The 25,724-nt window shown below is 66.3% G+C and carries 24 protein-coding genes; 12 read left to right on the top strand and 12 right to left on the bottom strand.

From position 1 onward, the window contains the following. The first annotated feature begins 45 nt into the window (after window positions 1-45). Together O5K31_RS08455 and O5K31_RS08450 are read left to right on the top strand one after the other, a co-directional pair. Window positions 46-2,238 carry an RNA degradosome polyphosphate kinase gene (locus O5K31_RS08455; protein WP_269716856.1) on the top strand — a complete coding sequence of 731 codons (2,193 nt, stop codon included), beginning with the start codon at window positions 46-48 and terminating at the stop codon, window positions 2,236-2,238. A 48-nt stretch (window positions 2,239-2,286) separates the two neighbouring features. Next, entirely contained in the window at window positions 2,287-3,828 is a 1,542-nt protein-coding gene (locus O5K31_RS08450) for a Ppx/GppA phosphatase family protein (protein WP_442867781.1), read from the top strand. Here O5K31_RS08450 and rnd read toward each other — a convergent pair. After that, a complete protein-coding gene (gene rnd, locus O5K31_RS08445; RefSeq protein ID WP_269716855.1) occupies window positions 3,825-4,994 on the bottom strand; it encodes a ribonuclease D in 1,170 nt (389 codons plus the stop codon). The two genes, O5K31_RS08450 and rnd, sit on opposite strands and share 4 nt — an antisense overlap. A 92-nt stretch (window positions 4,995-5,086) precedes the next feature. Here rnd and purM point away from each other — a divergent pair, with 92 nt between their 5' ends. Further along, window positions 5,087-6,112 (top strand): phosphoribosylformylglycinamidine cyclo-ligase, encoded by a 1,026-nt coding sequence (gene purM, locus O5K31_RS08440; protein WP_269716854.1) that lies wholly within the window; start codon window positions 5,087-5,089, stop codon window positions 6,110-6,112. Beyond that, window positions 6,112-6,696 (top strand): phosphoribosylglycinamide formyltransferase, encoded by a 585-nt coding sequence (gene purN, locus O5K31_RS08435; protein WP_269716853.1) that lies wholly within the window; start codon window positions 6,112-6,114, stop codon window positions 6,694-6,696. Before purM ends, purN begins: the two co-directional genes overlap by 1 nt. Here the strand turns inward: purN and O5K31_RS08430 are convergent. Both O5K31_RS08430 and ndk read right to left on the bottom strand, forming a co-directional pair. After that, window positions 6,693-6,908 (bottom strand): hypothetical protein, encoded by a 216-nt coding sequence (locus O5K31_RS08430; protein ID WP_269716852.1) that lies wholly within the window; start codon window positions 6,906-6,908, stop codon window positions 6,693-6,695. The genes purN and O5K31_RS08430 overlap by 4 nt on opposite strands. A 130-nt stretch (window positions 6,909-7,038) precedes the next feature. Beyond that, on the bottom strand, window positions 7,039-7,458 hold the full coding sequence (gene ndk, locus O5K31_RS08425; RefSeq protein WP_269716851.1) for a nucleoside-diphosphate kinase: 420 nt from the start codon (window positions 7,456-7,458) through the stop codon (window positions 7,039-7,041). A 95-nt stretch (window positions 7,459-7,553) separates the two neighbouring features. On the opposite strand from ndk, the gene O5K31_RS08420 reads away from it, so the two are divergent. Then, entirely contained in the window at window positions 7,554-9,437 is a 1,884-nt protein-coding gene (locus O5K31_RS08420) for an ABC-F family ATP-binding cassette domain-containing protein (protein ID WP_269716850.1), read from the top strand. Here the strand turns inward: O5K31_RS08420 and O5K31_RS08415 are convergent. Genes O5K31_RS08415 through O5K31_RS08400 form a run of 4 tightly spaced genes read right to left on the bottom strand, consistent with a single transcriptional unit; the run spans window position 9,434 to window position 12,628 of the window. After that, the gene (locus tag O5K31_RS08415; RefSeq protein ID WP_269716849.1) at window positions 9,434-10,285 is read right to left on the bottom strand and encodes a hypothetical protein; all 852 of its coding nucleotides are present in this window, start codon (window positions 10,283-10,285) and stop codon (window positions 9,434-9,436) included. The genes O5K31_RS08420 and O5K31_RS08415 overlap by 4 nt on opposite strands. 57 nt (window positions 10,286-10,342) lie before the next feature. Further along, the gene (locus O5K31_RS08410; protein ID WP_269716848.1) at window positions 10,343-10,678 is read right to left on the bottom strand and encodes a peptidase inhibitor I78; all 336 of its coding nucleotides are present in this window, start codon (window positions 10,676-10,678) and stop codon (window positions 10,343-10,345) included. After that, window positions 10,675-11,133 carry a DNA polymerase III subunit chi gene (locus O5K31_RS08405; protein ID WP_269716847.1) on the bottom strand — a complete coding sequence of 153 codons (459 nt, stop codon included), beginning with the start codon at window positions 11,131-11,133 and terminating at the stop codon, window positions 10,675-10,677. Before O5K31_RS08405 ends, O5K31_RS08410 begins: the two co-directional genes overlap by 4 nt. A 22-nt stretch (window positions 11,134-11,155) precedes the next feature. Next, a complete protein-coding gene (locus tag O5K31_RS08400; RefSeq protein WP_269716846.1) occupies window positions 11,156-12,628 on the bottom strand; it encodes a leucyl aminopeptidase in 1,473 nt (490 codons plus the stop codon). A gap of 152 nt (window positions 12,629-12,780) precedes the next feature. Between O5K31_RS08400 and lptF the strand changes: the two genes are divergently transcribed. The 6 genes from lptF to rsmA all read left to right on the top strand — a co-directional run bounded on the left by lptF (window position 12,781) and on the right by rsmA (window position 20,569). Continuing rightward, window positions 12,781-13,926, top strand: coding sequence for an LPS export ABC transporter permease LptF (gene lptF, locus O5K31_RS08395; RefSeq protein WP_269716845.1), 1,146 nt, complete (start codon window positions 12,781-12,783; stop codon window positions 13,924-13,926). Further along, a complete protein-coding gene (gene lptG, locus O5K31_RS08390) occupies window positions 13,923-15,029 on the top strand; it encodes an LPS export ABC transporter permease LptG (RefSeq protein WP_269716844.1) in 1,107 nt (368 codons plus the stop codon). The genes lptF and lptG overlap by 4 nt, the downstream gene beginning before the upstream one ends. Before the next feature lie 49 nt (window positions 15,030-15,078). After that, entirely contained in the window at window positions 15,079-17,358 is a 2,280-nt protein-coding gene (locus tag O5K31_RS08385; protein ID WP_269716843.1) for an LPS-assembly protein LptD, read from the top strand. 69 nt (window positions 17,359-17,427) lie between these two features. Beyond that, window positions 17,428-18,744 (top strand): peptidylprolyl isomerase, encoded by a 1,317-nt coding sequence (locus O5K31_RS08380; protein WP_269716842.1) that lies wholly within the window; start codon window positions 17,428-17,430, stop codon window positions 18,742-18,744. Beyond that, on the top strand, window positions 18,741-19,745 hold the full coding sequence (pdxA, locus tag O5K31_RS08375) for a 4-hydroxythreonine-4-phosphate dehydrogenase PdxA (protein ID WP_269716841.1): 1,005 nt from the start codon (window positions 18,741-18,743) through the stop codon (window positions 19,743-19,745). The genes O5K31_RS08380 and pdxA overlap by 4 nt, the downstream gene beginning before the upstream one ends. Continuing rightward, on the top strand, window positions 19,742-20,569 hold the full coding sequence (rsmA, locus tag O5K31_RS08370; protein ID WP_269716840.1) for a 16S rRNA (adenine(1518)-N(6)/adenine(1519)-N(6))-dimethyltransferase RsmA: 828 nt from the start codon (window positions 19,742-19,744) through the stop codon (window positions 20,567-20,569). The genes pdxA and rsmA overlap by 4 nt, the downstream gene beginning before the upstream one ends. On the opposite strand, the gene O5K31_RS08365 is transcribed toward rsmA, so the two are convergent. Beyond that, window positions 20,566-20,964 carry a MerR family transcriptional regulator gene (locus O5K31_RS08365; protein WP_269716839.1) on the bottom strand — a complete coding sequence of 133 codons (399 nt, stop codon included), beginning with the start codon at window positions 20,962-20,964 and terminating at the stop codon, window positions 20,566-20,568. The two genes, rsmA and O5K31_RS08365, sit on opposite strands and share 4 nt — an antisense overlap. 69 nt (window positions 20,965-21,033) lie before the next feature. On the opposite strand from O5K31_RS08365, the gene O5K31_RS08360 reads away from it, so the two are divergent. Next, complete coding sequence (locus O5K31_RS08360) at window positions 21,034-21,786, top strand: glutaredoxin family protein (RefSeq protein WP_269716838.1); 753 nt, start codon at window positions 21,034-21,036, stop codon at window positions 21,784-21,786. On the opposite strand, the gene gmk is transcribed toward O5K31_RS08360, so the two are convergent. Genes gmk through fabF form a run of 4 tightly spaced genes read right to left on the bottom strand, consistent with a single transcriptional unit; the run spans window position 21,783 to window position 25,639 of the window. Beyond that, the gene (gene gmk / locus O5K31_RS08355) at window positions 21,783-22,430 is read right to left on the bottom strand and encodes a guanylate kinase (RefSeq protein WP_269716837.1); all 648 of its coding nucleotides are present in this window, start codon (window positions 22,428-22,430) and stop codon (window positions 21,783-21,785) included. The genes O5K31_RS08360 and gmk overlap by 4 nt on opposite strands. After that, the gene (locus O5K31_RS08350; RefSeq protein WP_269716836.1) at window positions 22,420-23,286 is read right to left on the bottom strand and encodes a YicC/YloC family endoribonuclease; all 867 of its coding nucleotides are present in this window, start codon (window positions 23,284-23,286) and stop codon (window positions 22,420-22,422) included. The genes gmk and O5K31_RS08350 overlap by 11 nt, the downstream gene beginning before the upstream one ends. An 8-nt stretch (window positions 23,287-23,294) precedes the next feature. Continuing rightward, complete coding sequence (mltG, locus tag O5K31_RS08345; RefSeq protein WP_442867770.1) at window positions 23,295-24,359, bottom strand: endolytic transglycosylase MltG; 1,065 nt, start codon at window positions 24,357-24,359, stop codon at window positions 23,295-23,297. Further along, the gene (fabF, locus tag O5K31_RS08340; protein WP_269716835.1) at window positions 24,356-25,639 is read right to left on the bottom strand and encodes a beta-ketoacyl-ACP synthase II; all 1,284 of its coding nucleotides are present in this window, start codon (window positions 25,637-25,639) and stop codon (window positions 24,356-24,358) included. The genes mltG and fabF overlap by 4 nt, the downstream gene beginning before the upstream one ends. Window positions 25,640-25,724 lie beyond the last annotated feature (85 nt).

Below are 25,724 nucleotides of genomic sequence, written 5' to 3'. Positions count from 1 at the left end.
TAGTGGCTTCGACGACCAGTGACCAAAGCCTAGAGGCGTAGACGAATGACCGACGTGATCCAGACCGCCCCGACCGAGCCGCAACTCGCGCTCGACGAGGCCTTGCTGGCGTCGCCCGATCGCTTCATCAACCGCGAGCTTTCCTGGCTGGCCTTCAACCGCCGGGTCCTTGAGGAAAGCCAGAACCCCCGCCATCCCTTGCTGGAGCGCCTGCGCTTCCTGGCGATCTCGGCGGCCAACCTCGACGAATTCTACATGGTCCGCGTGGCCGGCCTGAAGGGCCAGGTCCGCGAGGCCGTCCGCGCCGTCAGCCAGGACGGCCTGACCGCGTCCGAACAACTGGCCGCCATCAACGAGTCCGCCGCCGAACTGATGGCCGACCAACAGGCCATCTGGAGCCAGATTCGCGTCGAACTGGCGGGCGAGAACCTGACCCTGCTGGACGCCAAGGACGTGACGCCCCGCGACCACGCCAAGGCCGAGGAAATCTTTCTGTCGCGGATCTTCCCGGTGCTCACGCCCCTGGCCATCGACCCGGCTCACCCCTTCCCGTTCATCCCGAACCTGGGCTTCTGCCTGGCGCTGAAGCTCAAGCGCGTCGCCGACGGCAAGTCGCTCTACGCCCTGGTCCCGATCCCCGCCCAGATCGAGCGCTTCTGGCAGCTGACTGAAGCCTCCAGCCGGTCACGCAAGAGCGAGCGGCGGATCATCGCCCTCGAATCCCTGATCATTCTGTTCCTCGACCACATCTTCCCCGGCTACGAGGTCGAGGGTCGCGGCCTGTTCCGCCTGATCCGTGACAGCGACGTTGAGATCGAGGAAGAGGCCGAAGATCTGGTCCGCGAGTTCGAGGCCCGCCTGAAAAAGCGCCGCCTGGGCTCGGTCGTCCGCGCCAAGCTTCAGACGGCCATGCCGCAGGACCTGCGCGACTTCATCATCGAAGGCCTGCGCGCCGAACCGCAGGACGTCATCCTGGTCGATGGCAAGCTGGGCCTGGCCCAGATGACCCAGCTGATCCCGACCCATCGCCCGGAACTGAAGTTCCCGCCGTTCCAGGCCCGCTTCCCCGAGCGGATCCGCGACTACGGCGGCGACTGCTTCGCTGCTATCCGCGAGAAGGACATCCTGGTCCACCACCCGTTCGAGAGCTTCGACGTCGTGGTCCAGTTCCTCAAACAGGCCGCCCACGATCCCAACGTCCTGGCCATCAAGCAGACCCTGTACCGCACCAGCGCCGACAGCCCGATCGTCGCCGCCCTGATCGAGGCGGCCGACAACGGCAAGTCCGTCACCGCCGTGGTCGAGATCAAGGCTCGCTTCGACGAGGAAGCGAACCTGAAATGGGCCAAGGACCTGGAGCGCGCCGGCGTCCACGTCGTCTTCGGCTTCGTGGAGTTCAAAACCCACGCCAAGGTCAGCGTCGTGGTCCGCCGCGAGGGCGACGCCCTGCGCACCTACTGCCACTTCGGCACCGGAAACTATCACCCCCAGACGGCCAAGGTTTACACCGACCTATCGCTGTTCACGACCGACCCAGCAATGGCCCGCGACGCCGGCCTGCTGTTCAACTTCATCACCGGCTACGCCCGGCCAGAGCGGCTGGAGAAGCTGTCCTTCTCGCCGATCACCCTCAAGACCGATCTGCTGGCCATGATCGCCCGCGAGGCCGACAACGCCCGCGCCGGCAAGCCCGCCGCTATCTGGGCCAAGCTCAACAGCCTGGTGGACGCCACCGTCATCGACGCCCTTTACGTCGCCAGTCAGGCCGGCGTGGAGATCGATCTGGTCATCCGTGGCATCTGCTGCCTGCGGCCGGGCATCAAGGGCCTGTCCGAGAACATCCGGGTCAAGAGCATCGTCGGCCGCTTCCTGGAGCATTCCCGGATCGTGGCCTTCGCCGACGGCCACGCCATGCCCAGTCCCCATACGCGGGTCTTCATCTCCTCCGCCGATTGGATGTCGCGCAACCTCGACCGGCGGGTGGAATCCCTGGTGCCGATCGAGAATCCGACTGTCCATCAGCAGGTCCTGAACCAGATCATGGTCGCCAACCTCAACGACGAGGCCCAGTCCTGGCGGCTTAGCGAGGAAGGCGAGTACAGCCGCGACCCGGCATGGAACCACAAGGGCGCCTTCTCCGCTCATGACTACTTCATGACCAATCCCAGCCTGTCCGGCCGGGGGGCTCGTGTGAAAGACATGCCGCGAGCCTTTGACCACGTGGGCCCGCGCGGCTAAACGGCGTCAGGGATCGCCCTCCCCGGCGACGCCAGGAGCCTCAAAGTGCTGACGACCCGCGGCTTTCGGGACAACTGGCTGGCGCCCCTGACGCGCCGTTCTGACGCGCCCGACGTGGCGCCGCAGGACGCGGCCGTCATCGACATCGGCTCCAACTCAGTGCGTCTGGTGCTGTACCGGCTGGAAGGCCGGGCCATCTGGACCATCTTCAACGAAAAGGTGCTGGCCGGTCTCGGTCGTGACCTGGCCGTCACCGGAAGGCTGTCGCCTGAGGGCTCCGCCGCCGCTCTGGCCGCCATCCGCCGCTTCCGCGCCGTGATCGACGCGGTCAAGCCGGCCCAGACCTTCGTCGCCGCCACCGCCGCCGTCCGGGACGCCACCGATGGTCAGGACTTCCTGCGCCGCATCAAGGCCGAGGCTGACTTCACCGTCCGCCTGCTGACAGGCGAGGAAGAAGGCCGTTACGCCGCCCTCGGCGTCCTGGCCGGCGATCCGACGTCGCAAGGCGTCGTGGGCGATCTGGGGGGCGCCAGCCTGGAATTGACTCGCCTGGGCAGCACGGGGGCCGGCGACGCCATAACCCTGCCCCTGGGACCGTTCTCGCTCGGCCTGGCGGAAGCCTTTGACCATGCCCGGGTACGCCGTCTGGTCGACGCGGTTCTGGCGCCCGTCGCGGATCGCTTCAGGGCCGCCGACTTCCACGCCGTGGGCGGCGCCTGGCGCAACCTGGCCTTGATGCACATGCGGATGAACGGCTATCCGCTGCAGCTGGTCCATCAGTACGAAATGAGCCGCGCCGAGACCCTCGACGCCGCCCGCTTCGTGGCCAGCCAGTCAAAGGAATCGCTCGAACGCATTCCGGGCGTCTCCAAGAAGCGCGCAGAAACCATGCCCTATGCGGCCGTGGTGCTGGAGGCGCTGATCGAGCATCTAGACCTGCAGACCGTGGCCCTGTCAGCCTTCGGCCTGCGCGAAGGATTGCTGTTCGAGGCCATGCCTCCCAAGATCCGCATGCTGGACCCCCTGGTCGAAGGCTGCGCGACCCTGGGCGTCCACGATTTCGACGATACCTTGGAAGGTGCGCTGGAAGACTGGCTGCAGCCGGCCTTCTCATCCCTGCCCACCCTGTTCGGCGATCGCGACGCGGTGCTTTTGGCGGCCGCCTGTCGTCTCGCCAATCTGGGGGCGCGCCTGCACCCCGACCATCGCGCCGCCCTGGTTTTCGAACAGGTTCTGCGGGCGCCCATCGCCGGGATGAACCATGCCGAGCGGGGCTTTCTGGCCGCGGCGTCCTACGCCCGCCACAGCGGCACCTTCAATCCGCCGGAGCCGGACACCCTGGCCCGCATCCTGTCGCCGGAACGCATCCGCCGGGCGCGGGCTCTCGGCGCCGCCATTCGCCTGGGCAGCGACCTTTCAGGCCGCAGCGCCGCCTTGCTGGGCCGTTCGCGCCTGACCATCGACAAGAATATGCTTCACCTCAGCGCCGAACCGGGCTGGGTGGACATGCTGCTGGGCGAGCAGACCGCGAAGCGAGCCGGGACCCTGGCTCAGGTCCTCGGCCTCAAGCTCCAGATGAAGACCGCCTAGCTGGCGGCCTTGGGGGCCCGGCGCACTTCGACGACCCGAACCCGGGCGCCATCCAGCACCAGAGCCAGTTCACCGCGCTTCAGCTTCAGGGCGTCGGCGCCGAACGCGTCATACCGCCAACCCTTCAAGGCGGGCGTGTCCGCCTCGTCATCCGAAGCGATCTTGTCCAGATCCGAGACCGTGGCGATCAATTTGGACGCCACGCCCGCGTCTTCGGCTCGCGCCTTCAGCAGAACCTTGAGCAGTTCGACCACCGCGCCGGCGTTCTGCGGCGGAGGCGGCCCCCGCTCGATCACTGGGGCATAGCCCTCCGGATCTTTCAGGGCCGTCCTGATGGCCTCCAGCAGGTCCGGGCCGAACTTCGAACCTGAGAAGCCTTTCGGCACGCCACGAAGGCGATCCAGGCCCGCCACGTCGATCGGCGCCTGCGCCGCCAGTTCGTCGATGGCGTCGTCCTTCAGGATTCGGCCACGCGGCTGGTCGCGGGTCTGGGCGGTCCGCTCGCGCCAGGCGGCCACGGCGCGGAACACGGCCAGATATTTCGCCTGGGTCTTGCGCGGCTTCAGCCTGCGCCAGGCCTTTTCCGGATCGACATCATAGGCGGCCGGATCGGTGACCGCGGCCATCTCTTCCTCGACCCAGGCCAGGCGTCCGGCTTTCTGAAGGCGTTCGCGCAGCATCGGGAACAGCGCGGCCAGATGGGTCACGTCGGCCAGGGCGTAGGTCAGCTGCGCCTCGGTCAGCGGGCGGCGGGCCCAGTCGGTGAAGCGGCTGGACTTGTCCAGCTCAATCTTCAGCATCTGGCGGACCAGGGCGTCATAGGCGATCTGCTCGCCGAAGCCCGCCGCCATCCCGGCGATCTGGGTATCGAACAGCGGGCGCGGCATGGCGTCCAGGTTGTTGAATATCTCAACGTCCTGACGAGCGGCGTGAAACACCTTGAGGATGCTCTCGTCGCGCAGGATTTCGAGGAACGGCTCAAGGTCGAGCCCCTCGGCGAGCGGATCGATCACCGCCTCCGCATTTGGCGCGGCGGCCTGGATCAGGCAGAGCTTGGGCCAATAGGTCGTCTCACGCATGAACTCGGTGTCCACGGCGACGAAGGGCTGGCCTTTGATCTGATTGCAGAACGCCGACAGCGCGGCGGTAGTTGTAATAGGCTGCATCGAGCCGCTATAGCCCCGCGCGAGGAGTCTGCAAGGGCTCAAACTGCAAAGTACGGCGAAATCTCGTCATACGAAGCCAAGGCGCGCATCACATGACCGACCGTCCAAACGGCCTGACCTACGCTCAAGCGGGTGTTGATATCGACGCCGGCAACGCCCTGGTCGAGGCCATCAAGCCCTTGGCCAAGGCCACTCGCCGCCCCGGCGCGGAAGCTGGACTGGGCGGTTTCGGCGCGCTCTTCGACCTGAAAGCCGCCGGCTACGACGATCCGCTGATCGTTTCGACCACCGATGGGGTCGGCACCAAGCTGAAGATCGCCATCGACAGCGGCCTGCACGACACGGTCGGCATCGATCTGGTGGCCATGTGCGTCAACGACCTGCTGGCCCAGGGCGCCGAGCCGCTGATGTTCCTGGACTACTTCGCCACGGGCAAGCTGGACGTCGAGATCGCCAAGCGGGTGGTCGCCGGCATCGCCGAGGGTTGCAAGCTGGCTGGCGCGGCCCTGGTGGGCGGCGAGACGGCTGAGATGCCCGACATGTACAAGGACGGCGAATATGACCTGGCCGGCTTCACGGTGGGCGCCGTCGATCGTGACGACGTTCTGCCCAAGCTCGACGCCCAGCGCGCCGGCGATGTGCTGATCGGGATCGGCTCGTCGGGCCCGCACTCCAACGGCTATTCGCTGGTCCGCAAGATCGTGGAACGCTCGGGCCTGTCCTGGGACGCCCCGGCCCCCTTCGCCGAGGGTCAGACACTGGCGGAGGCCCTGATGGCCCCGACCCGCATCTATGTGAAGTCGGTCCTGCCCCTGCTGCAGGCTGGTCGCGTCAAGGGCGGCGCCCACATCACCGGCGGCGGCCTTATCGAGAACCCGCCCCGCGCGATCGCCGAGGGTTTGGTCCCGAAAATCGACTGGAACGCCTGGCCGCTGCCGCCTGTATTCGCCTGGCTTCAGGAAGTCGGCGGCGTGGCTGACCATGAACTTCGCCGCACCTTCAACTGTGGCGTCGGTTTCATGCTGATCTGCTCGCCGTCCGACGCCGAGCCCGTCCTGGCTGCCCTGCTGAACGCGGGCGAGGACGCCTTCATCTGCGGCGAACTCGCGGCCGCCTGATGAAGACCCGCGTCGGCGTGCTGATCTCCGGCCGGGGATCGAACATGGAGGCGCTTATCGAAGCCTCCAGGGCGCCTGACTGTCCCTACGAGATCGTGTTGGTGCTCTCCAACAAGTCGGACGCCGGCGGCTTGGAGACAGCGCGCGCCGCCGGGATCGAGGCCAGGGCCGTCGATCAGAAGGATTTCTTTCGGGATCGAGAGGGCCACGAACGCGCGTTGGACGCTGCTCTGCGTGGAGCTGGGGTCGAGGTCATCGCCCTGGCTGGCTATATGCGCGTACTGACGCCCTTCCTCGTAAAGGCCTGGGAAGGTCGGATGATGAACATCCACCCCTCATTGCTGCCGCTGTTTCCGGGATTGGACACCCACAACCGCGTCATCGCAGCGGGTCATGCGGAACACGGCTGCACGGTGCATTTGGTGACGGTGGGCGTTGATGAAGGGCCAGTTGTGGCTCAGGCTCGCGTTCCGGTCTTGCCGGGTGACGACGCGCAAAGCTTGAGCGAGCGGGTGCTCGTCGCTGAGCACCAGCTCTACCCAAAGGCCTTGTCCGACTTCTGCCGGAAACTGGCCGCCGCCTAGCAGCGGCGAGTGTTGCGGCAGTTGGTCGTCGCCGCGCCGGCGACACCACCGATGGCCGCGCCAGCCAATGCGCCGTCACCACCGCCCACGGCCGCGCCGACCGCGGCGCCGCCCAATGCGCCTGTAGCGGCGCGTTCAGTAACCGTGGTGCCACAGGCGGCGAGAAGCAGGCCTGCGCCAACCAGCGGGGCGAATTTCAGAATCGGGGACATGGAGAGGACTCCTTCTTACGGGGAGCCTGACCAACGGGGTTCAAAGCGTCGGGGTTCCGACCTTAGCTCATAAGAAAACGGCCGGGACGTCGCCGCCCCGGCCGTTTCAAAACTCAAGCTTGCCCGAAGCTTAGCCGACGATCTGATCGTCGGTGAAGAACTGGGCGATCTCGATCTTGGCGTTGTCCAGGCTGTCCGAGCCGTGAACGGAGTTTTCGCCGATCGACAGGGCGAAGAGCTTGCGGATCGTGCCTTCCGCCGCGTCGTTCGGGTTGGTGGCGCCCATGACTTCGCGGTAGCGAGCCACGGCGTTGTCGCCTTCCAGAACCTGGACGACGACCGGCTCGGCGGTCATCTGACCGACGAGCTCGCCGTAGAACGGACGCTCGGCGTGAACTTCGTAGAATTTCTTGGCTTGCGCCTCGGTGAGTTTGACGCGGCGCTGGGCGACGATGCGCAGGCCGGCCTTTTCGATGACTGCGTTGATCTCGCCGGTAAGGTTGCGACGCGTGGCGTCCGGCTTGATGATCGAGAAGGTGCGTTCGGTCATTTTCCGAAATCTCGTTAGTTAAGTTGTGGAATGGGAGGTCGCGGGCTTATAGCGGCGGGCCGCGTCTACGCCAACCTCCCACGACTTCGAGTTTCATGCTTCAGATCAACGACCTGACTTTCGACGCTTGGGGGCGACGCTTCTTCGAGAACGCGACCGTCATGGTCCCGCCTGGAGCCAAGGTCGGCCTGGTCGGGCGCAACGGCGTGGGCAAGTCCACTCTGTTCAAGCTGATCCTGGGCCAACTGACCCCAGGCGGCGGCGAAATCGCCTTGCCCCGTAACGCCCGCATCACATCGGTGGACCAGGAACATCCGGCAACGCCGGTCACACTGCTCGAAACGGTCCTGGCCGCCGACGAGGAGCGCGAGACCCTTACCCGCCGTCTGGACACCGCCCCGCCGGAGGAACTGGGCGAAATCTACGGACGATTGATCGAGATCGATGCGGACGCGGCGCCTAGCCGGGCCGCCGAAATCCTGATCGGTCTGGGCTTCTCCCAGGCCGACCTGGCCCGACCCATGGCCGAATTCTCCGGCGGCTGGCGGATGCGTGTGGCCCTGGCCGCGGCGCTGTTCGCCGAGCCTGACGTCATGCTGCTGGACGAACCGACCAACTATCTCGATCTGGAAGGCGCCCTTTGGCTGGAGCAGCGGCTGAAGAAGTATCCACACACCGCCCTGGTCATCAGCCACGACCGCGAATTGCTAAATAATTCCGTGGGTCACATCCTGCACCTCAGAGACGGAAAGCTGGAGCTCTACACCGGCGGCTACGACGACTATGAGATCCGCCGCGCAGAGAAGGAGCGCCTGCAGGAGGCCAATCGCGCCAAGGTCGAGGCCCAGCGCGCCCACCTGCAATCCTTTGTCGACCGCTTCCGCGCCAAGGCGTCGAAGGCGACCCAGGCCCAGTCACGCCTGAAGATGATCGCCAAACTGCCGCCCGTCAGCGCGGTGAAGGGCGAGCAGGTTTCACCCTTCACCCTGCCCTCGCCGCAACGCCCCCTGCCTCCGCCGCTGATCCGGCTGGAGAAGGCCAATGTCGGCTATGATTCCAAGGTCGTGCTGCGGAACCTGAACCTGCGCATGGACCTGGACGACCGCATCGGTCTGCTGGGCGTCAACGGCGCCGGCAAGTCGACCTTCGCCAAGCTGATCGCCGGCGCGCTGGATGTTCTGCAGGGCGAGTTCCACCGTGACCGCAAGATGAAGGTGGGCTGGTTCCACCAGCACCAGATTGAGGCGCTCGATCCGACGGACACCCCGCTGGAGATCATCCGCCGGGCCATGCCGGAGGCCTCGGAAAGCAGCCGCCGCTCTCGTCTGGCCCAGTTCGGCCTTGGCTTCGACAAGCAGGACACCACCGTCGCCAACCTGTCGGGCGGCGAACGCGCCCGCCTGTTGCTGAACCTGGTGGCGATGGAGGCTCCGCACATGCTGATCCTCGACGAACCGACCAACCACCTGGATATCGACAGCCGCCGCGCCCTGCTGGACGCCCTGAATGACTATGAGGGCGCGGTGATCCTGATCACCCACGACCGCTCGCTGATGGAGCTGGTGGCCGACCGCCTGTGGCTGGCCGCCGACGGCACCATCAAACCCTTCGACGGGGACATGGAGGACTACTCCAAATACGTGCTGGAACGCGCCCGCGCCGCCTTGCGCGCGCCGACCCAGGTGAAGGAGGAAGCACCCGCTCCTGCGCCGGCCGCACCAGCAGCGCCGCGCGTCACGGCCGCCCAGGCCGGCCCGCTCAAACGCAAGCTGGAGGCGGCTGAGACCACCCTGGCGCGCGTCACCAAGCAACTGGCCGAAATCGACGCGACGCTCGCCGACCCGCAACTCTATGTGAAGGACGCCGCCAAGGCCGTGGAACTGGGCAAGAAGCGCGAGAAGGTGCAGGGACAGGTCAACGAGGCCGAAGCCGTCTGGATGGACCTCGCCGAGCAGTTGGCGTTGATCGAGAACGCCTAGCCGACCGCTCGTCCATCGCCTCGTGCCCAGTTTTCAGCAGGCGTATCGCTGGCGGTGTCGGCCCAGAACGCCCAGCCCCCATCGGCCTGGCGCGTCAGGACAGTCAGGAACTTGGCCGTGGAGCGGCGCTCCGGCTTGCCATCCCCAGGCTTCATGACGAATTCGACGTAACCGGCGTCGACCACGACGTTCGGCGAGAGGACCTGGCGGTCGGTCAGACGGAAGGCGATATCCATCGTCGTGCCGTTCGATCGCGACTGCTCGATGAACTTGCTGACGCCCGGCACGAACGCACCCTGGGCGCTCTCCACCGGCGCCTTGGACGAGCGGGAGATATACCAGCCGTCCGGCGCGTAGACGCTCTTGAGCACGGCCCCGTCGAGATCGACATAGGCGCGCCGCATCCGGACATAGACGTCATCCAGTGCGGCGGGATGGGGCGCGACCTTGCTGGAGACCGACAGGCTCGTGTCTTTCGCCGCGGCTGTCTGCTCGTGAAGGCTGACGACGGCAGGATTGTCGGCATAGGCGGCCAGCGCCCAAGCCCCGTTAGCCTGTTTGGTCCAGGCGGCGATGAATTTACCGCCGAGTTCGCCCTGGGCAGGCTTGTGATAGCCCACCTCCACGATCGCCTCGCCATTCTGAAGGCGGGCGGCTATCCGATGGTCACGACTTGCAAAGTCGGGCTTTGCCACAGCGCCACGCAAGATGTCGCTCTGGGGATCGGCGGGCAGATGGATCGCCTTAGTGGCTGGCGCATCTGACGCGGCGTATTTGGGGACCGAGTCAGCCGCGATGGCTGACGACACGGAGGCGGCGAACAGGGCCGCGGCAAGGAAAAGCTTCATGGAACGAAGCTCTACCAGATTTGCGGCGAAACTTCGTTAGAGCTTACGCGGATTATCTCAGCCGCACTTCACTTCCTTGATGATGCCTGTGTCAGCGTCGAACAGGATGTTCGTCCGGTCCTCGCGGAAATCCATGGTCACGGGACAGGTGGTGCAGGCCACACGGCGGCGCGACGGATCTGTCGGCACAGGGATTTCGGTCTTGGGCTTGCCAATCAGGTATTGCAGCTCATCCGCGCCGCAGGTGTCCTTGGGCTTGGGCGGGGCTGGCGGCAGAATGGCGTCGGCGGGAGCCGTCGGGGTCTCTGGCGGCGGTGCGGGCGCCGGCTCGGGCGTGGTTGTGCAGGCGGTGGCCAGCAATAGCGCCGTCGTTGCGAAGATGATCCGTTTCAAGCCTGCTTCTCCCAGCCTCTTTCCGCGCCCTGCCGCCAATAGGACACCGGATGACCGGCGTCCTTGAAACCCTTCCAACGCCCGCGCGCCGTCGCCAGGGCCGCTTCGTCGCGGCCGTCGAACAACAGGATGCAGCGCGCGTGGGCGGAAAGGTCCCCCGGCTCAGCTCCATCGAGCAGGAACAACGCCTCTGCGCCGTTCGGGTTGTCGAGCTTGTCGCTCAACAACACCGGTTGCCGCTCCGCGAAGGGCTCGGCCGCCGTGCCGTGACCTATGAAGCTGTCCTCACGCCAGCTCCATAGCCAGCTGTCCAGGTGCTCGATGCGGTCGGAATCCGACGTGCGGACCAGGGCCTTCCAGCCGCGCTGCAGCGTCTTTTCCAGCAGCTCGGGCAGCACCTGATCAAGGGTGCTGCGCTCGAGATGGTAGAACCAGACTTCGCAGGTCTCGGCCATGGGGCTCCTCTTGGCCCTAAGCCTAGCCTTCGTACTTGTCGGCGACCATGCGGTTCAGAAGGCGCACGCCAAAGCCCACGGCGCCGTCCGGGATGGTCGGGCTGGTCGAGGGCTTCTTCCAGGCGACACCGGCGATATCCAGGTGCGCCCAAGGCAGACCGTTGACGAACTTCTGCAGGAACAGCGCGGCCGTGGTCGAACCGGCCGGACGGCCGCCGACGTTCTTGATGTCGGCGATCGGGCTCTCGATCTGCTTTTCGTAGGCGGCGGGCAGCGGCATGCGCCACAGCAGCTCGTTCTCGGCTTCGCCAGCGGCCAGAAGATTGCCTGACAGCTCGTCATTGTTGCTGAAGAGACCGGCGTAGTCGTTGCCCAGGGCGATGATGATCGCGCCGGTCAGGGTGGCCAGATCGACCATGAACTGAGGCTTGAAACGCTGCTGGCAGTACCAGAGGGCGTCGGCCAGCACGAGGCGGCCTTCGGCGTCGGTATTGATGACCTCGATCGTCTGACCCGACATCGAGGTGACCACGTCGCCCGGACGCTGGGCGTTACCGTCCGGCATGTTCTCGACCAGGCCCAGGATGCCGACCGCGTTGACCTTGGCCTTGCGGCCCGCCAGCACGTGCATGAGGCCGGAGACGGCCGCCGCGCCGCCCATGTCCCACTTCATGTCTTCCATGCCGTCGGCCGGCTTGATGCTGATGCCGCCGGTGTCGAAGCAGACGCCCTTGCCGACGAAGGCCACGGGCTGGGCGTCGCCGCCGCCCTTCCACTGGATGACCACCAGCTGGCTTTCGCGACGGCTGCCCTGGCCCACGCCCAGCAGGCTGCCCATGCCCAGCTTGGCCATCTCGGCCTCGCCCAGGATTTCAACGGTGAGGCCGAGCTTCTCCAGGCTTTTGACCCGCGCGGCGAACTCTTCCGGGTGCAGGATGTTGGCGGGTTCGGAAACCAGGTCGCGGCTAAAGATCACCGCATCGGACAGGGCGGCCAGCGGCTCGAAGGCGGCCTGAGCGGCGGCGAGGTCGGCGGTCTCGATCTTCACCACCTCGATCGAGGGCTTCTTCTCGGCCTTCTCGGTGGTGCGATAGCGATCGAAGCGATAGGCGGCCAAGCTCACCCCAAAGGCGGCCTTGGCGGCGGTTTCGGCGTCGCCGCCGATACGGATGATGAGTTCCTTGGACCCGCTGGCCTTGATCGCCTGATACGCCTGGGCGGCGGCCGTCTCCGCGCCGGCGACGTCCAGAGGCGCGGGCCCCGCACCAACCAGCAGAACCCGGCCGGCCTCGACGCCGCCCGGCGCCAGGAGCTCCAGGGTCTGGCCCTTGCCGCCGTTGAAGCGGCCCGCCGAGACAGCACGGGTCAGGGCGCCGCCGGCTTGCTGGTCAAGGGATTGCGCTTCCGCCGAAAGGGCCCCGCCGTCGAAGGCCAGGGCGGCGATCACGCTCGCGCCAGTGGGGGCCGTGTTCAGAGGCGCAAACTCGATCCGCATGGAAAACTCCTGCTCGCAGACGAAGACTGGATGCTGGCGGCATAGTCCAAGCGAAGAGGCAAGGAAAGCGATGCGGTTGTCTCATCGGCGCGGCGGCGTATAGAACGGTCCTTCCCATTGCGGGACAAACAGCCAAAAGCCGCCCCCGCCCTATGCGTCTAATCGAGCGCTATCTTTTCCGTCAGTTGCTGGGCCCCCTGATCCTGGCGGCGACGGCGCTCACCGCGGTCGCGGTGCTGAGCCAGAGCCTGCGCGGCCTCGACATCATTGTGGAGCAAGGCCAGACGGCGGTTCTGTTCGCCGGCCTGACGGCGCTCGCCCTGCCCCAGCTGTTCAATCTGATCCTGCCGGTGGCGGTGTTCGTCGGCGCCCTGGTGTCGTTGAACCGTCTGCATACCGAACAGGAGATCGTGGTCTGCTTCGCTGGCGGCATCAGCCGCTGGCGGGTGATTTCGCCAGCGATTCGGATCGGCGTCTTCGCCGCCCTCCTGGCCCTGGTCCTGAACCTGTGGGTCCAGCCGTGGGCGCAGCGAACCATGCGCGAAATCCTGTTTTCGGTTCAGGGCGACTTGGTCACCACCCTGGTGCGCGAGGGCGAGTTCTCCGAACCCTCGCCTGGCCTGACGGTCTACGCCAAGCAGGTGGACCGGGACGGCCTGATCCACGACCTGTTCGTCCACCAGCAGAAGGAGAACGGCGCGTCGGTCACTTACACCGCTCGCGAAGGCCGCCTTGGCAAGCTGGACGAGACGCCGATCCTGATCATGCGGCAGGGCTCCAACCAGGAGTTCTCGGCCGACGGCGTGCTGAACTACCTGTCATTCGACGAATATGTCTTCGACCTGCGCGGCTTCCTCGATCGGGACAGCCTGGTCCACTACAAGATTTCGGACCGCTATCTGCATGAGCTGTTCTTCCCGGACCTGACCCAGACCTGGGAGCAGCGCAACCGTGAAAAGATGCTGGCCGAGGGTCACTTCCGCCTGTCGTCGCCGCTCTACAACATCGCCTTCATGATGATGGCCCTGGCGGCCGTGATCGCCGGATCATTCAACCGGGCGGGTTATGGCAAGCGCATCGCGGCCGTGGCCGCCGCCGCGTCCCTCGGGCGGATCATCGGTTTCGCGGTGCAGGCGGCCTGTGCCGACGCGCCGTGGCTGAACATCGTGCAGTACCTGATCCCGCTGTCGATGATCGTTTGGGCCGCCAGCCAGCTATTCCGTCAGCGGGTGCGGCGCTTCATCAACATCGAGCATCACCGGGGCGCGCGCGACCTGTTCGGCGAGGCCTCAGCATGATTCTCATGAGCGGGCGGATCGAGCGCTACGTCCTGGTCAGGACGCTGAAGGCGCTTGGCGTGGCGGCGGCGATCTTCGCGGCCGTCGTGCTGCTGATCGACTTCGTGGATGTCTCCCGTGAAGTGGGCACTCGCACCGACGTCAGCTTCCTGCAGATGATCGGTCTGACGCTTCTGCGCGCGCCCGCCACAATCCTGGTCCTGACTCCATTTGTTTTTCTGTTTGGGACTCTCGGCGCCTTCGTCGGCCTCAACCGACGCAGCGAGCTGGTGGCCATGCGCGCGGCGGGCGTATCGGCCTGGCGCTTCATCTTCCCGGCCGCCGGCGCGGCCTTCGTCATCGGCATCCTGACGGTGACCGTACTTAACCCGGGCGCGGCGACGCTGGCCGGGCGGTTCGAAGACGCGCGCTCGCGCCTTATGGACAACTATCTCAACACCGCGCCCAAACCGAACTGGCTGCGCCAGGGCGACTCCGACACCCAGGTCGTCATTCGCGCCAAATCGCGGGAACGCGAGGGTGGAGCCCTGACCCTGCGCGGCGTTTCGCTGTTCATCTACAGCCGCGACCGCGAGGGACTGATGCGCTTCAGCCGCCGGGTGGAGGCCGAAAAAGCCCAGCTCATGCCCGGCTATTGGCAGCTCACCGGCGTACGCGAGGCGACGCCAGGCGCGGGCTCGATCCGCTCGGAAAGCCTGACGATTCCCTCGACCCTAGACCCTGCCCAGGCTTCGGCGCGATTCGGCTCGCCGCAGGCCATCGCCTTCTGGCGGCTCCCGCAGACGATCATCGAGACGAAACGGGCGGGCTTTTCGACCACGCCCTATGAGCTTCGCCTGCATCAGCTGCTGGCCACCCCCCTGCTGTTCGCCGCAATGTCGGTGCTGGCGGCGGCCTTCTCGCTTCGCCTGATGCGCCTGGGAGGGCTGGCGGGGCTGGCTGGATCAGGCGTCGCCCTTGGTTTCGCCTTCTTCTTCTTCAACGAGGTGTGCGGCGCCCTGGGACGGGCGGGAATCATTCCCGCCTTCGCCGCGGCTTGGACTCCGCCGGCCCTGGCGTTGCTCGCCGGGATCATTCTGCTTTCTTACACCGAGGATGGTTGAGTTCGTGGCCTCGTTGCACCAAGAGTCCGCCCGTGGAGGATGGGTCCGTATGAGTTCCAGCCAGACGGCGTTGCTGGGCGGCGCGGCCGCTATCGCGCTCTTGATCGCCGGCGGCAGCGCCAGCGCTCAGGCGCCCGCGCCCCTGCCTGTCGCTCCGCCCGCTCCACCGCCGGTGACCGACGGTCTGGGCGAGGACGGCTTCTACCTGGAAGCTGACCTGGTCATCCGCGACGACAAGAACGACACCATCACCGCACGCGGGGAAGTCGAGGCGCGCCGCAACGGCCGCACCCTGCGCGCCGAGGAGGTCGTCTACAACCAGGGCACCAAGATCGTCACGGCCAAGGGTAACATCGTCCTGGTCAACGCCGATGGCTCCACCCAGTTCGCCGACGAACTGACCTTGGACGAGGACATGTCGGCAGGCTTCGCGCGAGGCTTCGCCATGCGCATGCAGCCCAACGTCAAGATCGCGGCCGACGCCGCGATCCGCCGCAACGAGAACGTCAACGAACTGTCGCGGGCGGTCTACACCCCCTGCCCTGTCTGCGCGGACGGCGGCGATGACAACACGCCGACCTGGCAGATCAAAGCCGCCAAGGTCGTCCAGGATCGCAACAAGCAGCTGGTCTACTACCAGAACGCCGTCGTTGAGATGTGGGGCGTCCCGGTCGCTTACCTGCCTGTGTTCTGGCACGCGGACCCCAGCGCCAAGCGCCGGTCCGGCTTTCTGCCGCCCAAGGTCGAGGTGACCCGTCGCCGGGGCTTCTCCTACGAGCAGCCGTACCTACAGGTTCTGTCGCCGTCATCGGAAGTGGTTCTCAGTCCGCAGTTCAACGCGGATGTGAATCCGTTCCTGAACATGACCTACCGCAAGCGCTTCTATTCCGGCTATCTGGAGGCGCGCGCCGGTTACACCTATGAGCGTGACGTGGATGGCAACGGGGAGCGCTTTGGCGAGCGCACCCATCGCAGCTACCTGCTCGCCAAGGGCAAGTTCGAGATCGACGACAAGTGGGACTGGGGATTCGCGGCCGAGCGGACGTCTGACGACTTCCTGTTCGACAACTACAGCGTCGACGACGTCTACTCGCAGCGCGGCCTGTTCACGCCGGACGATCACCGCCTGATGTCGCAGGTCTATACGACCCGCCAGGACGCCCGGTCCTACCTCTCCATCGCCGCCGTCAGCGTTCAGGGCCTGCGGATCGGCGACCAGGATCGCACCTTCCCCACCGTCGCCCCGCTGGTGGAGGCGCGCTGGGAGCCTGAGAGCGCCGTCGCCGGGGGACGCCTGCGGATCCGCGCCAGCGGCGTGGTCCTCAATCGCGATCAATCGCAATCGATCGCGCCGACGCCGGCCGATCCGCGCCCCGCTGGTGCAGACAGCCGCCGCGCCACGGGCGAAGCCAGCTGGCGCCGTGACTTCACCCTGTCTAGCGGTCTGCGGGTCACGCCCTTCCTGCAGACGCGGTTCGACACCTACAACGTGTCCGATCTGGCCGGCGTGTCGGGTTCCGATACTGTCACGAGGGGCCTGGGTGTCGCCGGGGCCGATATCAGCTGGCCGTTCTTCAAGCGCCTCTCGGCCGGTTCGATCGTTCTGGAGCCCGTGGCCCAGATCGCCATCTCGCCTGACAGCGATCTGGACTCGCGCATCCCGAACGAAGACAGCCTGGCTTTCGAGTTCGACGAGAACAATCTGTTCCGCGCCAACAAGTCGCCGGGCTTCGACCTCTATGAGGGCGGCCGACGCCTGAACGCTGGCGGCCGCGCCCGCATCTCGATGGACGACGGCCGCGAAGCCAGCCTGCTGATCGGCCGCAGCTTCCGCGCCGAGCGCGACGACCTGTTCCCGCCCCGCACAGGGCTGCAGCACAAGGCGTCCGACTGGGTCGTCTCCGCCGACGCCAAGCCGATCAAGGGCGTGTCCGTGTTCACCCGCTCGCGTCTGGACAACGACACCATGTCGATCCGCCGCCTGGAGGCGGGGGCTGACGTCAGTCACGCCCGTGGCTATGCCGTGGTTCGCTATCTGCGCGACGACCTGGATATCAACGGGTTCAAGCAGGAAAACTTCGACGTCTACAGCGAGCTTTTCGTCACCAAGAACTGGGGCGTCTCGTTCGTCGGTTCACGCGATCTACGCAGCGACAACTGGCGTCGCCGCGACATCGGCGTGGTGTGGAAAGACGACTGTCTGCGGGTCGATGTCGTCTTCCAGCGGGAAGACCAGTACGTCAACACGCCGACCGGCGTGCGCATTCGCCCCAACGACTCCATTCAGCTGCGCCTAACGCTCGCCACATTGGGCGATACAGGCTACTAGCACCTGCAAGTATTCCGGGCGCGCGCCCGAGTGAGAGGAACGACAACATCCATGCGGTTGGCGCGTAGTGTGACGAGCCTGGCGTTGGCGGCGGTTTCCGTGTTCGCCCTGAACGCGGCGGCGGTGGCGAACGCTCAGGAGCAGGCGGCCCAGCCGGCTCCGGAAGCAGTCCAGGCCGAGGGCCCGCGGCCGCTCGCCGAGAGCATCGCCGCCGTCGTCAATGACGATCTGGTCTCCACCTATGACCTGATGCAGCGCATGCGCCTGCTGATGGTCACCTCCGGCGTGCAGCCGACCCAGGAGACCCTGCCCCAGCTGCAGGCCGAGGCCATGCGCTCGCTGGTGGACGAACGTCTGCAGATCCAGGAACTGCGGCGGATCGAAAAGCAGAACAAGACCGAGATCATCGCCACCGACAAGGAGGTCGATGAGCAGATCGCCGACGTCGCGCGCGGCAACAACATCTCGTCCGAACAGCTTCTGGCCTCTCTGGCGGCTCAAGGGGTTGGCGCGCAGACCTTCCGCGAACAACTCCGCGCCGAGCAGAGCTGGCAGAATTATATCTCCGGCCGCTACGGCTCGCGCCTGCGCATCGGCGAAGACCAGATAACCGCTTTCCAGCGACGCCTGGCGGAAGCCACCAGCAAGCCGCAGTATCAGGTCGGCGAAGTGTTCCTCGACGCCAACCGTGTCGGCGGCATGGACGTGGCCATGAACGGCGCGACCCAGCTGATCGCCCAGATCCAGCAAGGCGCGCCCTTCCCCGCCGTCGCCCGCCAGTTCTCCGCCGCGGCCACGGCCGCCAATGGCGGCGACGCCGGCTGGGTCGCTCCGGGCGAAATGCCGCCGGAAGTCGACGCCGCCCTGGCGCAACTTCGACCGGGTCAGCTGTCCGCGCCTATCCCGGTCCGCGATGGCGTCTATATCGTCCTCCTGCGCAACAAGCGCTCTGGCGCCGACTCGCTAATGGTTGATCTGAAGCAGGCGGCGTTGACCTTGCCGACCGATGCGCCAGAGTCGGAAGTCGCGGCCGCGACGGCCAAGCTCAACGAGCTGCGCGCCCAAGTGAACAACTGCCAGGCGCTCGAACCCGCGGCGGCCAAGTTCGACGGCGTCATCGCCGGCGACCTGGGTGAAGCCGAAATCAAGGATCTGGCGCCCGCCTTCCAGGAAGCCGCCCGCACTCTCGAGATAGGTCAGGTATCGGCTCCGATCCGTACGGATGCGGGCCTGCATATCGTGGCGGTCTGCGGCAAGAAGCAGGGCGGCCAGAACGCACCGTCGCACGATCAGATCGAAAACCGTCTACGCGGCCAGCAGCTGTCGCTGATCTCCAAGCGCACGCTGCGTGACCTGCGCAATTCGGCGACGATCGAGACCCGTTGACCACGAGACCACTCGCCCTTTCCCTTGGCGATCCTGCGGGCGTAGGTCCGGAGATCGTCGCCAAGGCCTGGGCTGAACTGCGGACAGGCGGCCCCGCCTTCATGGTGGTGGGCGACGCACAGTCCCTGCGCGCCGCCTCTGGCGCGCCTTCGGTGCGTGCGGTCACTGGGCCCAAGCAGGCGCTCGAAGTCTTCGCCGACGCCCTGCCGGTGCTGGATCTGCCCCTACAGTCGCCCGTCGTCGCCGGACAGCCCAATAGCGCCCATGCCGGCGCCATCATCCGCTGGATCGAGACAGGGGTCGGCCTGGCGCTCTCGGGACAGGTCGGCGGCCTTGTCACGGCCCCCATCGCCAAGGCTCCGCTCTATGAGGCCGGCTTCAAATTTCCTGGTCACACCGAGTTTCTGGCCGAATTGACGGCTGGCGCGCCCCTGACCGGCTCACGAGGTCCGGTGATGATGCTGACCGCTGGCGACTTGCGCGTCAGCCTGGTCACCATCCACACGCCGATTTCAGCGGTTCCCGAGGCCCTTTCGGTCGAAGCCATCCTCGCCGCCGCCCGCGTGACGGTTCAGGCTTTGAAGCAGGATTTCGGCATCCTCTCGCCGCGCCTGGCCGTCGCCGGCCTTAACCCACATGCGGGTGAAGACGGCGGCATTGGGCGCGAAGAGATCGAGGTGATCCGGCCAGCGGTGGATGTGCTGCGAGCCGAGGGCGTCGACGTCCGCGGGCCGTCCCCCGCCGACAGCCTCTTCCATGCAGAGGCTCGGACCCGGTACGACGCCGTTCTGTGCATGTATCACGACCAAGCCTTGATCCCGGTTAAGATGCTGGACTTCTGGGGCGGCGTGAACGTGACTTTGGGCCTACCCATCGTGCGTACCTCTCCCGACCACGGCACCGCTTTCGACATCGCGGGGCGCGGCGTGGCCCGCCCTGACAGCTTGGTCCAGGCGATCCTCCTGGCCGATCAGATCGCCGGCCGACGGACACAGTCATGAGCGTCGCCGATCTTCCGCCCCTGCGCGACACCCTGACCGAGCACGGCCTGCTGGCCAAGAAGAGCTTCGGCCAGCACTTCCTGCTGGACCTCAATATCACCCGCAAGATCGTCCGCCTGGGCGGCATCGGCGAAGGTGATGTGGTCATCGAGGTTGGCCCCGGCCCCGGCGGCCTGACCCGCGCTCTGCTGGAGACCGGCGCCCGCGTTATCGCGGTGGAGAAGGACGCCCGCTTCCTGCCGCTGCTGGCTGAACTGTCGGACGCCGCTGACGGTCGTCTCGACGTGGTCGAGGGCGACGCGCTGGAGGTGAACGAAGCCGCCCTGCTCGCCGAACGCGGCCTCGGCCCCGTCGCCAAGATCGCCTCCAACCTGCCCTACAACGTCGGCACGCCGCTGCTGATCAAGTGGCTGACCGCCGGCTTTCGCCCCGCCTCCATGACCCTGATGTTCCAGAAGGAAGTCGCCGACCGCGTCGCGGCTTCAGCCGGCGACAACGCCTATGGCCGCCTGGGCGTGATCTCGCAGGCCGTCTGCCAAGCGCAGGTCGTCATGGACCTGCCTGCCCGCGCGTTCACGCCTCCGCCCAAGGTGTCCTCGGCCGTAGTGCAACTGGTCCCACTGGATAGTCGGCCCTCCCCCGCTCTGCTGTCGGCCCTGGAGAAGGTCACCGGCGCGGCTTTCGGCCAACGCCGCAAGATGCTCCGCTCCAGCCTCAAGACCCTGGGCGGCGCGGAACTGTGCGAGAGAGCCGGAGTCGATTCAGACGCCCGCGCGGAGACCATCGATGTCGATGGTTTCCTGAGACTGGCCGCAGCTCTCTAGCCTTCAAAAGCCGCGATAATGGGGCACGGCCCCACGGCCGACGCGCCGCAGTCGGCGGCCAGACGCTTGAGCGCATCCCGCGCCGTCTTCAGCTGCAGGATCTTTTCATCCAGCGCCGCAACGCGCTCTTCGGCCAGCGATCGGGCGCGGGCCCGATCCTCTGTGGAATCGAGCGCCAGCAGTTCGGCGATCTGATCCAGGGTGAAACCGGCAGCCTGGGCCGACCGTATGAAGCGGAGTCTACGAGCATCCTCGGCGCCATAGCGCCGGACGCCGCCACCCGCGCCCGCGTCGCGTTGCGGCGTCCCCAGCAGGCCACGTCGCTGGTAGTAGCGGATCGTCTCGACTCCGACCCCGCCCTGGCGGGCGAGACCCGCGATCGTCGTCGAATTCATCATTGACTCCGTACCATGGTACGGAGCGTACATAGCCGTGGTCCGTTCATACACAAGAGGAGAACGACCATGTCCGCCGAGAACCGCCAAGCCGTCCTGTACCGCATGGTCATGCCGCAGCATGTCTGTCCCTACGGGTTGAAGGCGCGGGATCTACTCCGCCGCAAAGGCTACGCGGTTGATGATCATTGGCTGACCACCCGGGCGGAGACTGACGCCTTCAAGGCCGAGCATGAGGTGAAGACGACGCCACAGGTCTTCATTGGCGGCGTGCGGATCGGCGGCTACGACGACCTGCGCCGCCATTTCGGCCTGAAAGTTCGCGACCCGAAGGCGGCGACCTATACACCTGTACTGGCCCCATTCGCCCTAACCGCCCTGATGGCCATGGCGGCCAGCTATGCCGTGAACGGCTCGGTCTTCACGATCCGGGCGGGCGAGTGGTTCATCGGTTTCAGCATGTGCGTCCTGGCGATGCAAAAGCTGAGGGACGTGGAAAGCTTCGCTACCATGTTCCTGAACTACGATCTGCTCGCCAAGCGATGGGTTCGATATGGATATATCTACCCGTTCGCAGAGGCGGTCGCTGGCGTGTTGATGGTCGCCGGGGCCCTGACCTGGCTGTCAGCGCCGATCGCCCTGTTCATCGGCGGCGTTGGTGCGGTGTCGGTTTTCAAGGCGGTCTATATCGACAAGCGCGAACTGAAATGCGCCTGCGTGGGCGGCGATAGCAACGTCCCGCTTGGCTTCATCTCGCTGACCGAGAATCTGATGATGGTCGCCATGGCCGTTTGGATGCTGGCCATGCCACACAGCCTTTAGGGCAGCGGTTCGTCCAGCAGGCTCTGGACGAAGTCACCGATCCAGACACCCCGCGACCGCTTCAGGCGTTCGGCGTGATAGACGTGGGCCAGGTCCGAATAGGCGCGGTCGAAGTCGTCGTTCAGCAGAACGTAGTCGAAGGCCTGCCAGTTGGTGATCTCGGTCTTGGCCCGAGCGATGCGGCGACGGATCGTCTCGTCGCTGTCGGTCGATCGGGTGTGCAGCCGCCGGTTCATCTCGGCGATGGACGGCGGCAGGATATAGACCATCACGCAGTCGGCGCGGGCCTGCTCGCAGACCTGGAAGGCCCCTTGGTCATCGATATCGAACAGCACGCTTTCGCCCCGCGACAGGGCTTCCTCGATCGGCGCTCGCGGGCTGCCGTACTTGTTGCCGTGAACCTCGGCCCATTCGAGGAAGGCGTTGTCCTCGACCATCTGGTCGAACTGATCATGGCTGACGAAGTGGTAGTCGCGGCCCTCGTGTTCCCCGGCGCGCGGCTCGCGGGTGGTGGCGCTGATCGACAGGTGCAGGTCGGGATGATCCGAAACCAGACGGCGGGTCAGGGACGTCTTGCCTACGCCCGAAGGCGCCACGACCATCATCATCAGGCCGCGCGTAGGGTGTGTATGGCTATTCGACATTCTGGACCTGTTCGCGGAACTGATCGACCGTGGCCTTGAGGTCCAGGCCGATGGCGGTCAAGCCCGGGCTGCCTGACTTGGAGCACAGCGTGTTGGATTCGCGCATGAACTCCTGGGTCAGGAAGTCCAGCTTGCGGCCAACCGCGCCGTCGCCGCTGAGCAGGGTGCGGGCCGAGGCGATGTGCCCCGCCAGGCGGTCGAGTTCCTCGCGCACGTCAGCACGCAAGGCAAGGGTCGCCGCCTCCTGAAGGATCTTCTCTTCCGAGACGTTCTCCCCCAGCAGTTCAGCCATTCGGCGGGCGAGCTTGTCCTTGAGGGCTGCGGGCTGAGCGGCGGCTTCGTTCTCAGCCGAGGCGACCAGGGCTTCGATGCGATCAACCAGCCCGGTCAGGACGGGGGTCAAGGACCGCCCCTCCTCGCCCCGCGCGGCGCGCAACCCGTCCAGGGCGACGGCGAGGGTCGCGACCATCGCCTGCTCGACAGCGGCCTTGGCCTCGGCGTCCTCGCCTTCCTCGGCGCTTTCCAGCACGCCCTTGAGGGCCAGCAGCCCATCCAGACGCGGCTTTTCAGCAAGACCGGTGGCCACATAAGGCTGACCGGCCGCTAGGTAACGCTCCAGCTGGGCGATATTGACGCTGATCTGGCCGGCGGCGTCCGCCTGCTTGGCCACAACCCCGATTGTGACCTGACCACGCTGGAAGCGCGACTGGGAGCCTTCCCGGGCGGCGCGATCGAGGGCGTCGAAGCCGGGAGGGCCACGGAAGCGCGTCTCCAGATTGCGGCCGTTGACCGACCGCGCCTCGACGGCCCAGGTCCAGGCGCCGAGCGCGCCTTCGGCTCGGGCGAAGCCGGTCATTCCGGAGATCATTGGCCGGCCCTTTCGCGCTCGATCCGGCGCCAGTTGGCGACGTTCTTCTGATGCTCTTCGTAAGTCGGCGCGAAGACATGCCCGCCCGTGCCGTCAGCCACGAAGAACAGCGCGTCCGTCTTGGGCGGGTCAAGCACGGCGGCGATGGCCGCCCGCCCCGGATTTGCGATCGGCGTCGGCGGCAGGCCGGCGATGCGATAGGTGTTGTACGGCGTCTCGCTGGCGACTTCCGAGGCGCGCAGACCGCGACCCAGCGGTCGGCCACGGGTCAGGCCGTAGATGATCGTCGGATCACTCTCCAGCCGCATCCCCTGGCGCAGGCGGTTGACGAAGACGGCGGCGACCTGGGGCCGCTCGGAGGCGACGCCGGTCTCTTTCTCAACAATGGAGGCTAGGGTGATCGCCTCTTCCTGCGTCGTGAACGGCAGGCCGGCTTGGCGCTGGTCCCACAAGGTCGCCATCAGGGCGTCATGGGCGTCCATCATGCGCTGGAGCACCGCGGCGCGGTCCTCGCCACGCTGGATGTCATAGGTTTCGGGCAACACCGAGCCTTCCGGAGGGGTCGGCGCCACGCCGGTGAGCAGGGTTTCGGCGTTGAGAATATCAACCACCATCTCGGCGGTCATACCCTCGGGGATCGTCACTTGATGGCGGACGATGCGACCTTCACGGATCGCCCGTAGGATCGAGGACATCGACGCCCCGGACGCGAATTCGTATTCCCCCGCCTTGAGCTGACGAGAGCCGCCGGTGAACTGGGCGGCCGCCAGAAAGACGGAGCTGGAGCGCACGACGCCTTCGCGCTGAAGAGTCGCGGCGATCTCGGACAGTCCGGCGCCCTTGCGCAGCATGACCACCGTCACCTCGCCGGACTTCGCCTTGGGTCCTGGACCGGCATAGGTCCACAGGCCAAAGGCGGCGACCAGCAGCGCGATGAAAGTCAGGGTCGCAAGGGCCGCCCCACCACGGGCGACCGCGACGCGGCGATTCAGCGGCAGGCGCCTGGGCTTGCCAGGGCGGGTCTTGCCCGCCCGCTTTTTGGCGGAGGGGCGTCGGCTCACTGGACCCGTCGGAACACGACCGAGGCGTTGGTGCCGCCGAAGCCGAAGCTGTTGGAGACGACCACGTCGATCTTCATCGGCTTGGCCTTATGCGGCACCAGATCCATCTTCGTCTCGACGGCAGGGTTGTCGAGATTGATGGTCGGCGGCGCAATCTGGTCGCGAATGGCCAAGATCGAGAAGATCGCCTCGATCGCCCCGGCGGCCCCCAGAAGGTGCCCGGTCATCGACTTGGTCGAGGACATGGAGACATTGGCGGCATGATCGCCCAACAGGCGCTCGACCGCCCCGGCTTCGATGCCGTCGGCCATGGTCGAGGTGCCATGGGCGTTGATGTAGTCGACCGCGGTCGGCTCAAGCCCGGCGCTCTTGAGCGCGGCCTTCATGGCGCGGAAGCCGCCGTCGCCGTCCTCGGATGGCGCGGTGATGTGATAGGCGTCGCCCGAAAGGCCATAGCCGACAACCTCGGCATAGATCTTCGCGCCGCGAGCCTTGGCGTGCTCGTATTCTTCCAGCACCACCATGCCCGCGCCTTCGCCCATGACGAAGCCGTCGCGGTCCTTGTCGTAGGGGCGCGAGGCCTTTTCAGGCGTGTCGTTGAACTCGGTCGCCATGGCGCGGCAAGCGATGAAGCCCGCGATACCGACGGGGCAGATAGCCGCTTCGGCGCCGCCGGCGACCATCACGTCGGCGTCGCCGTTGCGGATCAGCCGCATGGCGTCGCCAATGGCGTGAGCGCCCGTGGCGCAGGCCGTCACCACCGCGTGGTTCGGACCCTTGAAGCCGTAACGGATGGAAACCTGACCCGAGATCAGGTTGATCAGGGCCGAGGGGATGAAGAACGGGCTGACCTTGCGCGGGCCGCGTTCCTTCAGCTCGATAGCGGTGTCGGCGATGGTCGCCAGCCCACCGATGCCGGAGCCGATGATGACGCCGATGCGTTCCTTGAGGTCTTCGTCCTCGACCGCGTCGAGACCCGCGTCCTTGACCGCTTCGTCGGCGGCCGCGACGCCGTAAAGGATGAAGTCGTCGACGCGACGCTGATCCTTGGGGCTCATGGTCTTGTCGGGATCGAAGGAGCCCGGCACGTCAGGACCGCCGCCGCCGCGACCATCGACGCGCGGAACCTCGCACGCGACCTGACAGGCATAGTCGGTCGTGTCGAAGGCGGTGATCCGCCCTGCGCCGGACTTGCCGGCCACGATGCCCTTCCAGGTCAGTTCAACGCCTTGGCCCAGCGGGGTCAAAAGCCCCATCCCGGTGACGACGACTCTACGCATGCTTCACTCCCAACCTGTGTTGATTGGCCAGCCCGCTAGCTCGGGCCGAAACGAAAACCGCCGCGCTGCGCCGGACAATGCCCGA

The sequence above is a fragment of the Caulobacter sp. NIBR2454 genome (assembly GCF_027474405.1).
In the GTDB taxonomy this organism is placed as follows: Bacteria; Pseudomonadota; Alphaproteobacteria; order Caulobacterales; family Caulobacteraceae; genus Caulobacter.
Note: the sequence above shows the minus strand (reverse complement) of the source record. Positions and strands in the feature narration are given on the sequence as shown.

What these genes read in the sequence shown, in the direction of transcription:
- O5K31_RS08430 (WP_269716852.1), bottom strand. Translation starts at nt 6,908, where the DNA reads ATGTCCCCGATTCTGAAATTCGCCCCGCTGGTTGGCGCAGGCCTGCTT.
- purM (WP_269716854.1), top strand. Translation starts at nt 5,087, where the DNA reads ATGACCGACCGTCCAAACGGCCTGACCTACGCTCAAGCGGGTGTTGAT.
- purN (WP_269716853.1), top strand. Translation starts at nt 6,112, where the DNA reads ATGAAGACCCGCGTCGGCGTGCTGATCTCCGGCCGGGGATCGAACATG.
- rsmA (WP_269716840.1), top strand. Translation starts at nt 19,742, where the DNA reads ATGAGCGTCGCCGATCTTCCGCCCCTGCGCGACACCCTGACCGAGCAC.
- gmk (WP_269716837.1), bottom strand. Translation starts at nt 22,430, where the DNA reads ATGTCGAATAGCCATACACACCCTACGCGCGGCCTGATGATGATGGTC.
- O5K31_RS08360 (WP_269716838.1), top strand. Translation starts at nt 21,034, where the DNA reads ATGTCCGCCGAGAACCGCCAAGCCGTCCTGTACCGCATGGTCATGCCG.
- rnd (WP_269716855.1), bottom strand. Translation starts at nt 4,994, where the DNA reads ATGCAGCCTATTACAACTACCGCCGCGCTGTCGGCGTTCTGCAATCAG.
- O5K31_RS08405 (WP_269716847.1), bottom strand. Translation starts at nt 11,133, where the DNA reads ATGGCCGAGACCTGCGAAGTCTGGTTCTACCATCTCGAGCGCAGCACC.
- O5K31_RS08365 (WP_269716839.1), bottom strand. Translation starts at nt 20,964, where the DNA reads ATGAATTCGACGACGATCGCGGGTCTCGCCCGCCAGGGCGGGGTCGGA.
- ndk (WP_269716851.1), bottom strand. Translation starts at nt 7,458, where the DNA reads ATGACCGAACGCACCTTCTCGATCATCAAGCCGGACGCCACGCGTCGC.
- lptF (WP_269716845.1), top strand. Translation starts at nt 12,781, where the DNA reads ATGCGTCTAATCGAGCGCTATCTTTTCCGTCAGTTGCTGGGCCCCCTG.
- O5K31_RS08385 (WP_269716843.1), top strand. Translation starts at nt 15,079, where the DNA reads ATGAGTTCCAGCCAGACGGCGTTGCTGGGCGGCGCGGCCGCTATCGCG.
- O5K31_RS08455 (WP_269716856.1), top strand. Translation starts at nt 46, where the DNA reads ATGACCGACGTGATCCAGACCGCCCCGACCGAGCCGCAACTCGCGCTC.
- O5K31_RS08415 (WP_269716849.1), bottom strand. Translation starts at nt 10,285, where the DNA reads ATGAAGCTTTTCCTTGCCGCGGCCCTGTTCGCCGCCTCCGTGTCGTCA.
- O5K31_RS08420 (WP_269716850.1), top strand. Translation starts at nt 7,554, where the DNA reads ATGCTTCAGATCAACGACCTGACTTTCGACGCTTGGGGGCGACGCTTC.
- O5K31_RS08350 (WP_269716836.1), bottom strand. Translation starts at nt 23,286, where the DNA reads ATGACCGGCTTCGCCCGAGCCGAAGGCGCGCTCGGCGCCTGGACCTGG.
- fabF (WP_269716835.1), bottom strand. Translation starts at nt 25,639, where the DNA reads ATGCGTAGAGTCGTCGTCACCGGGATGGGGCTTTTGACCCCGCTGGGC.
- O5K31_RS08400 (WP_269716846.1), bottom strand. Translation starts at nt 12,628, where the DNA reads ATGCGGATCGAGTTTGCGCCTCTGAACACGGCCCCCACTGGCGCGAGC.
- lptG (WP_269716844.1), top strand. Translation starts at nt 13,923, where the DNA reads ATGATTCTCATGAGCGGGCGGATCGAGCGCTACGTCCTGGTCAGGACG.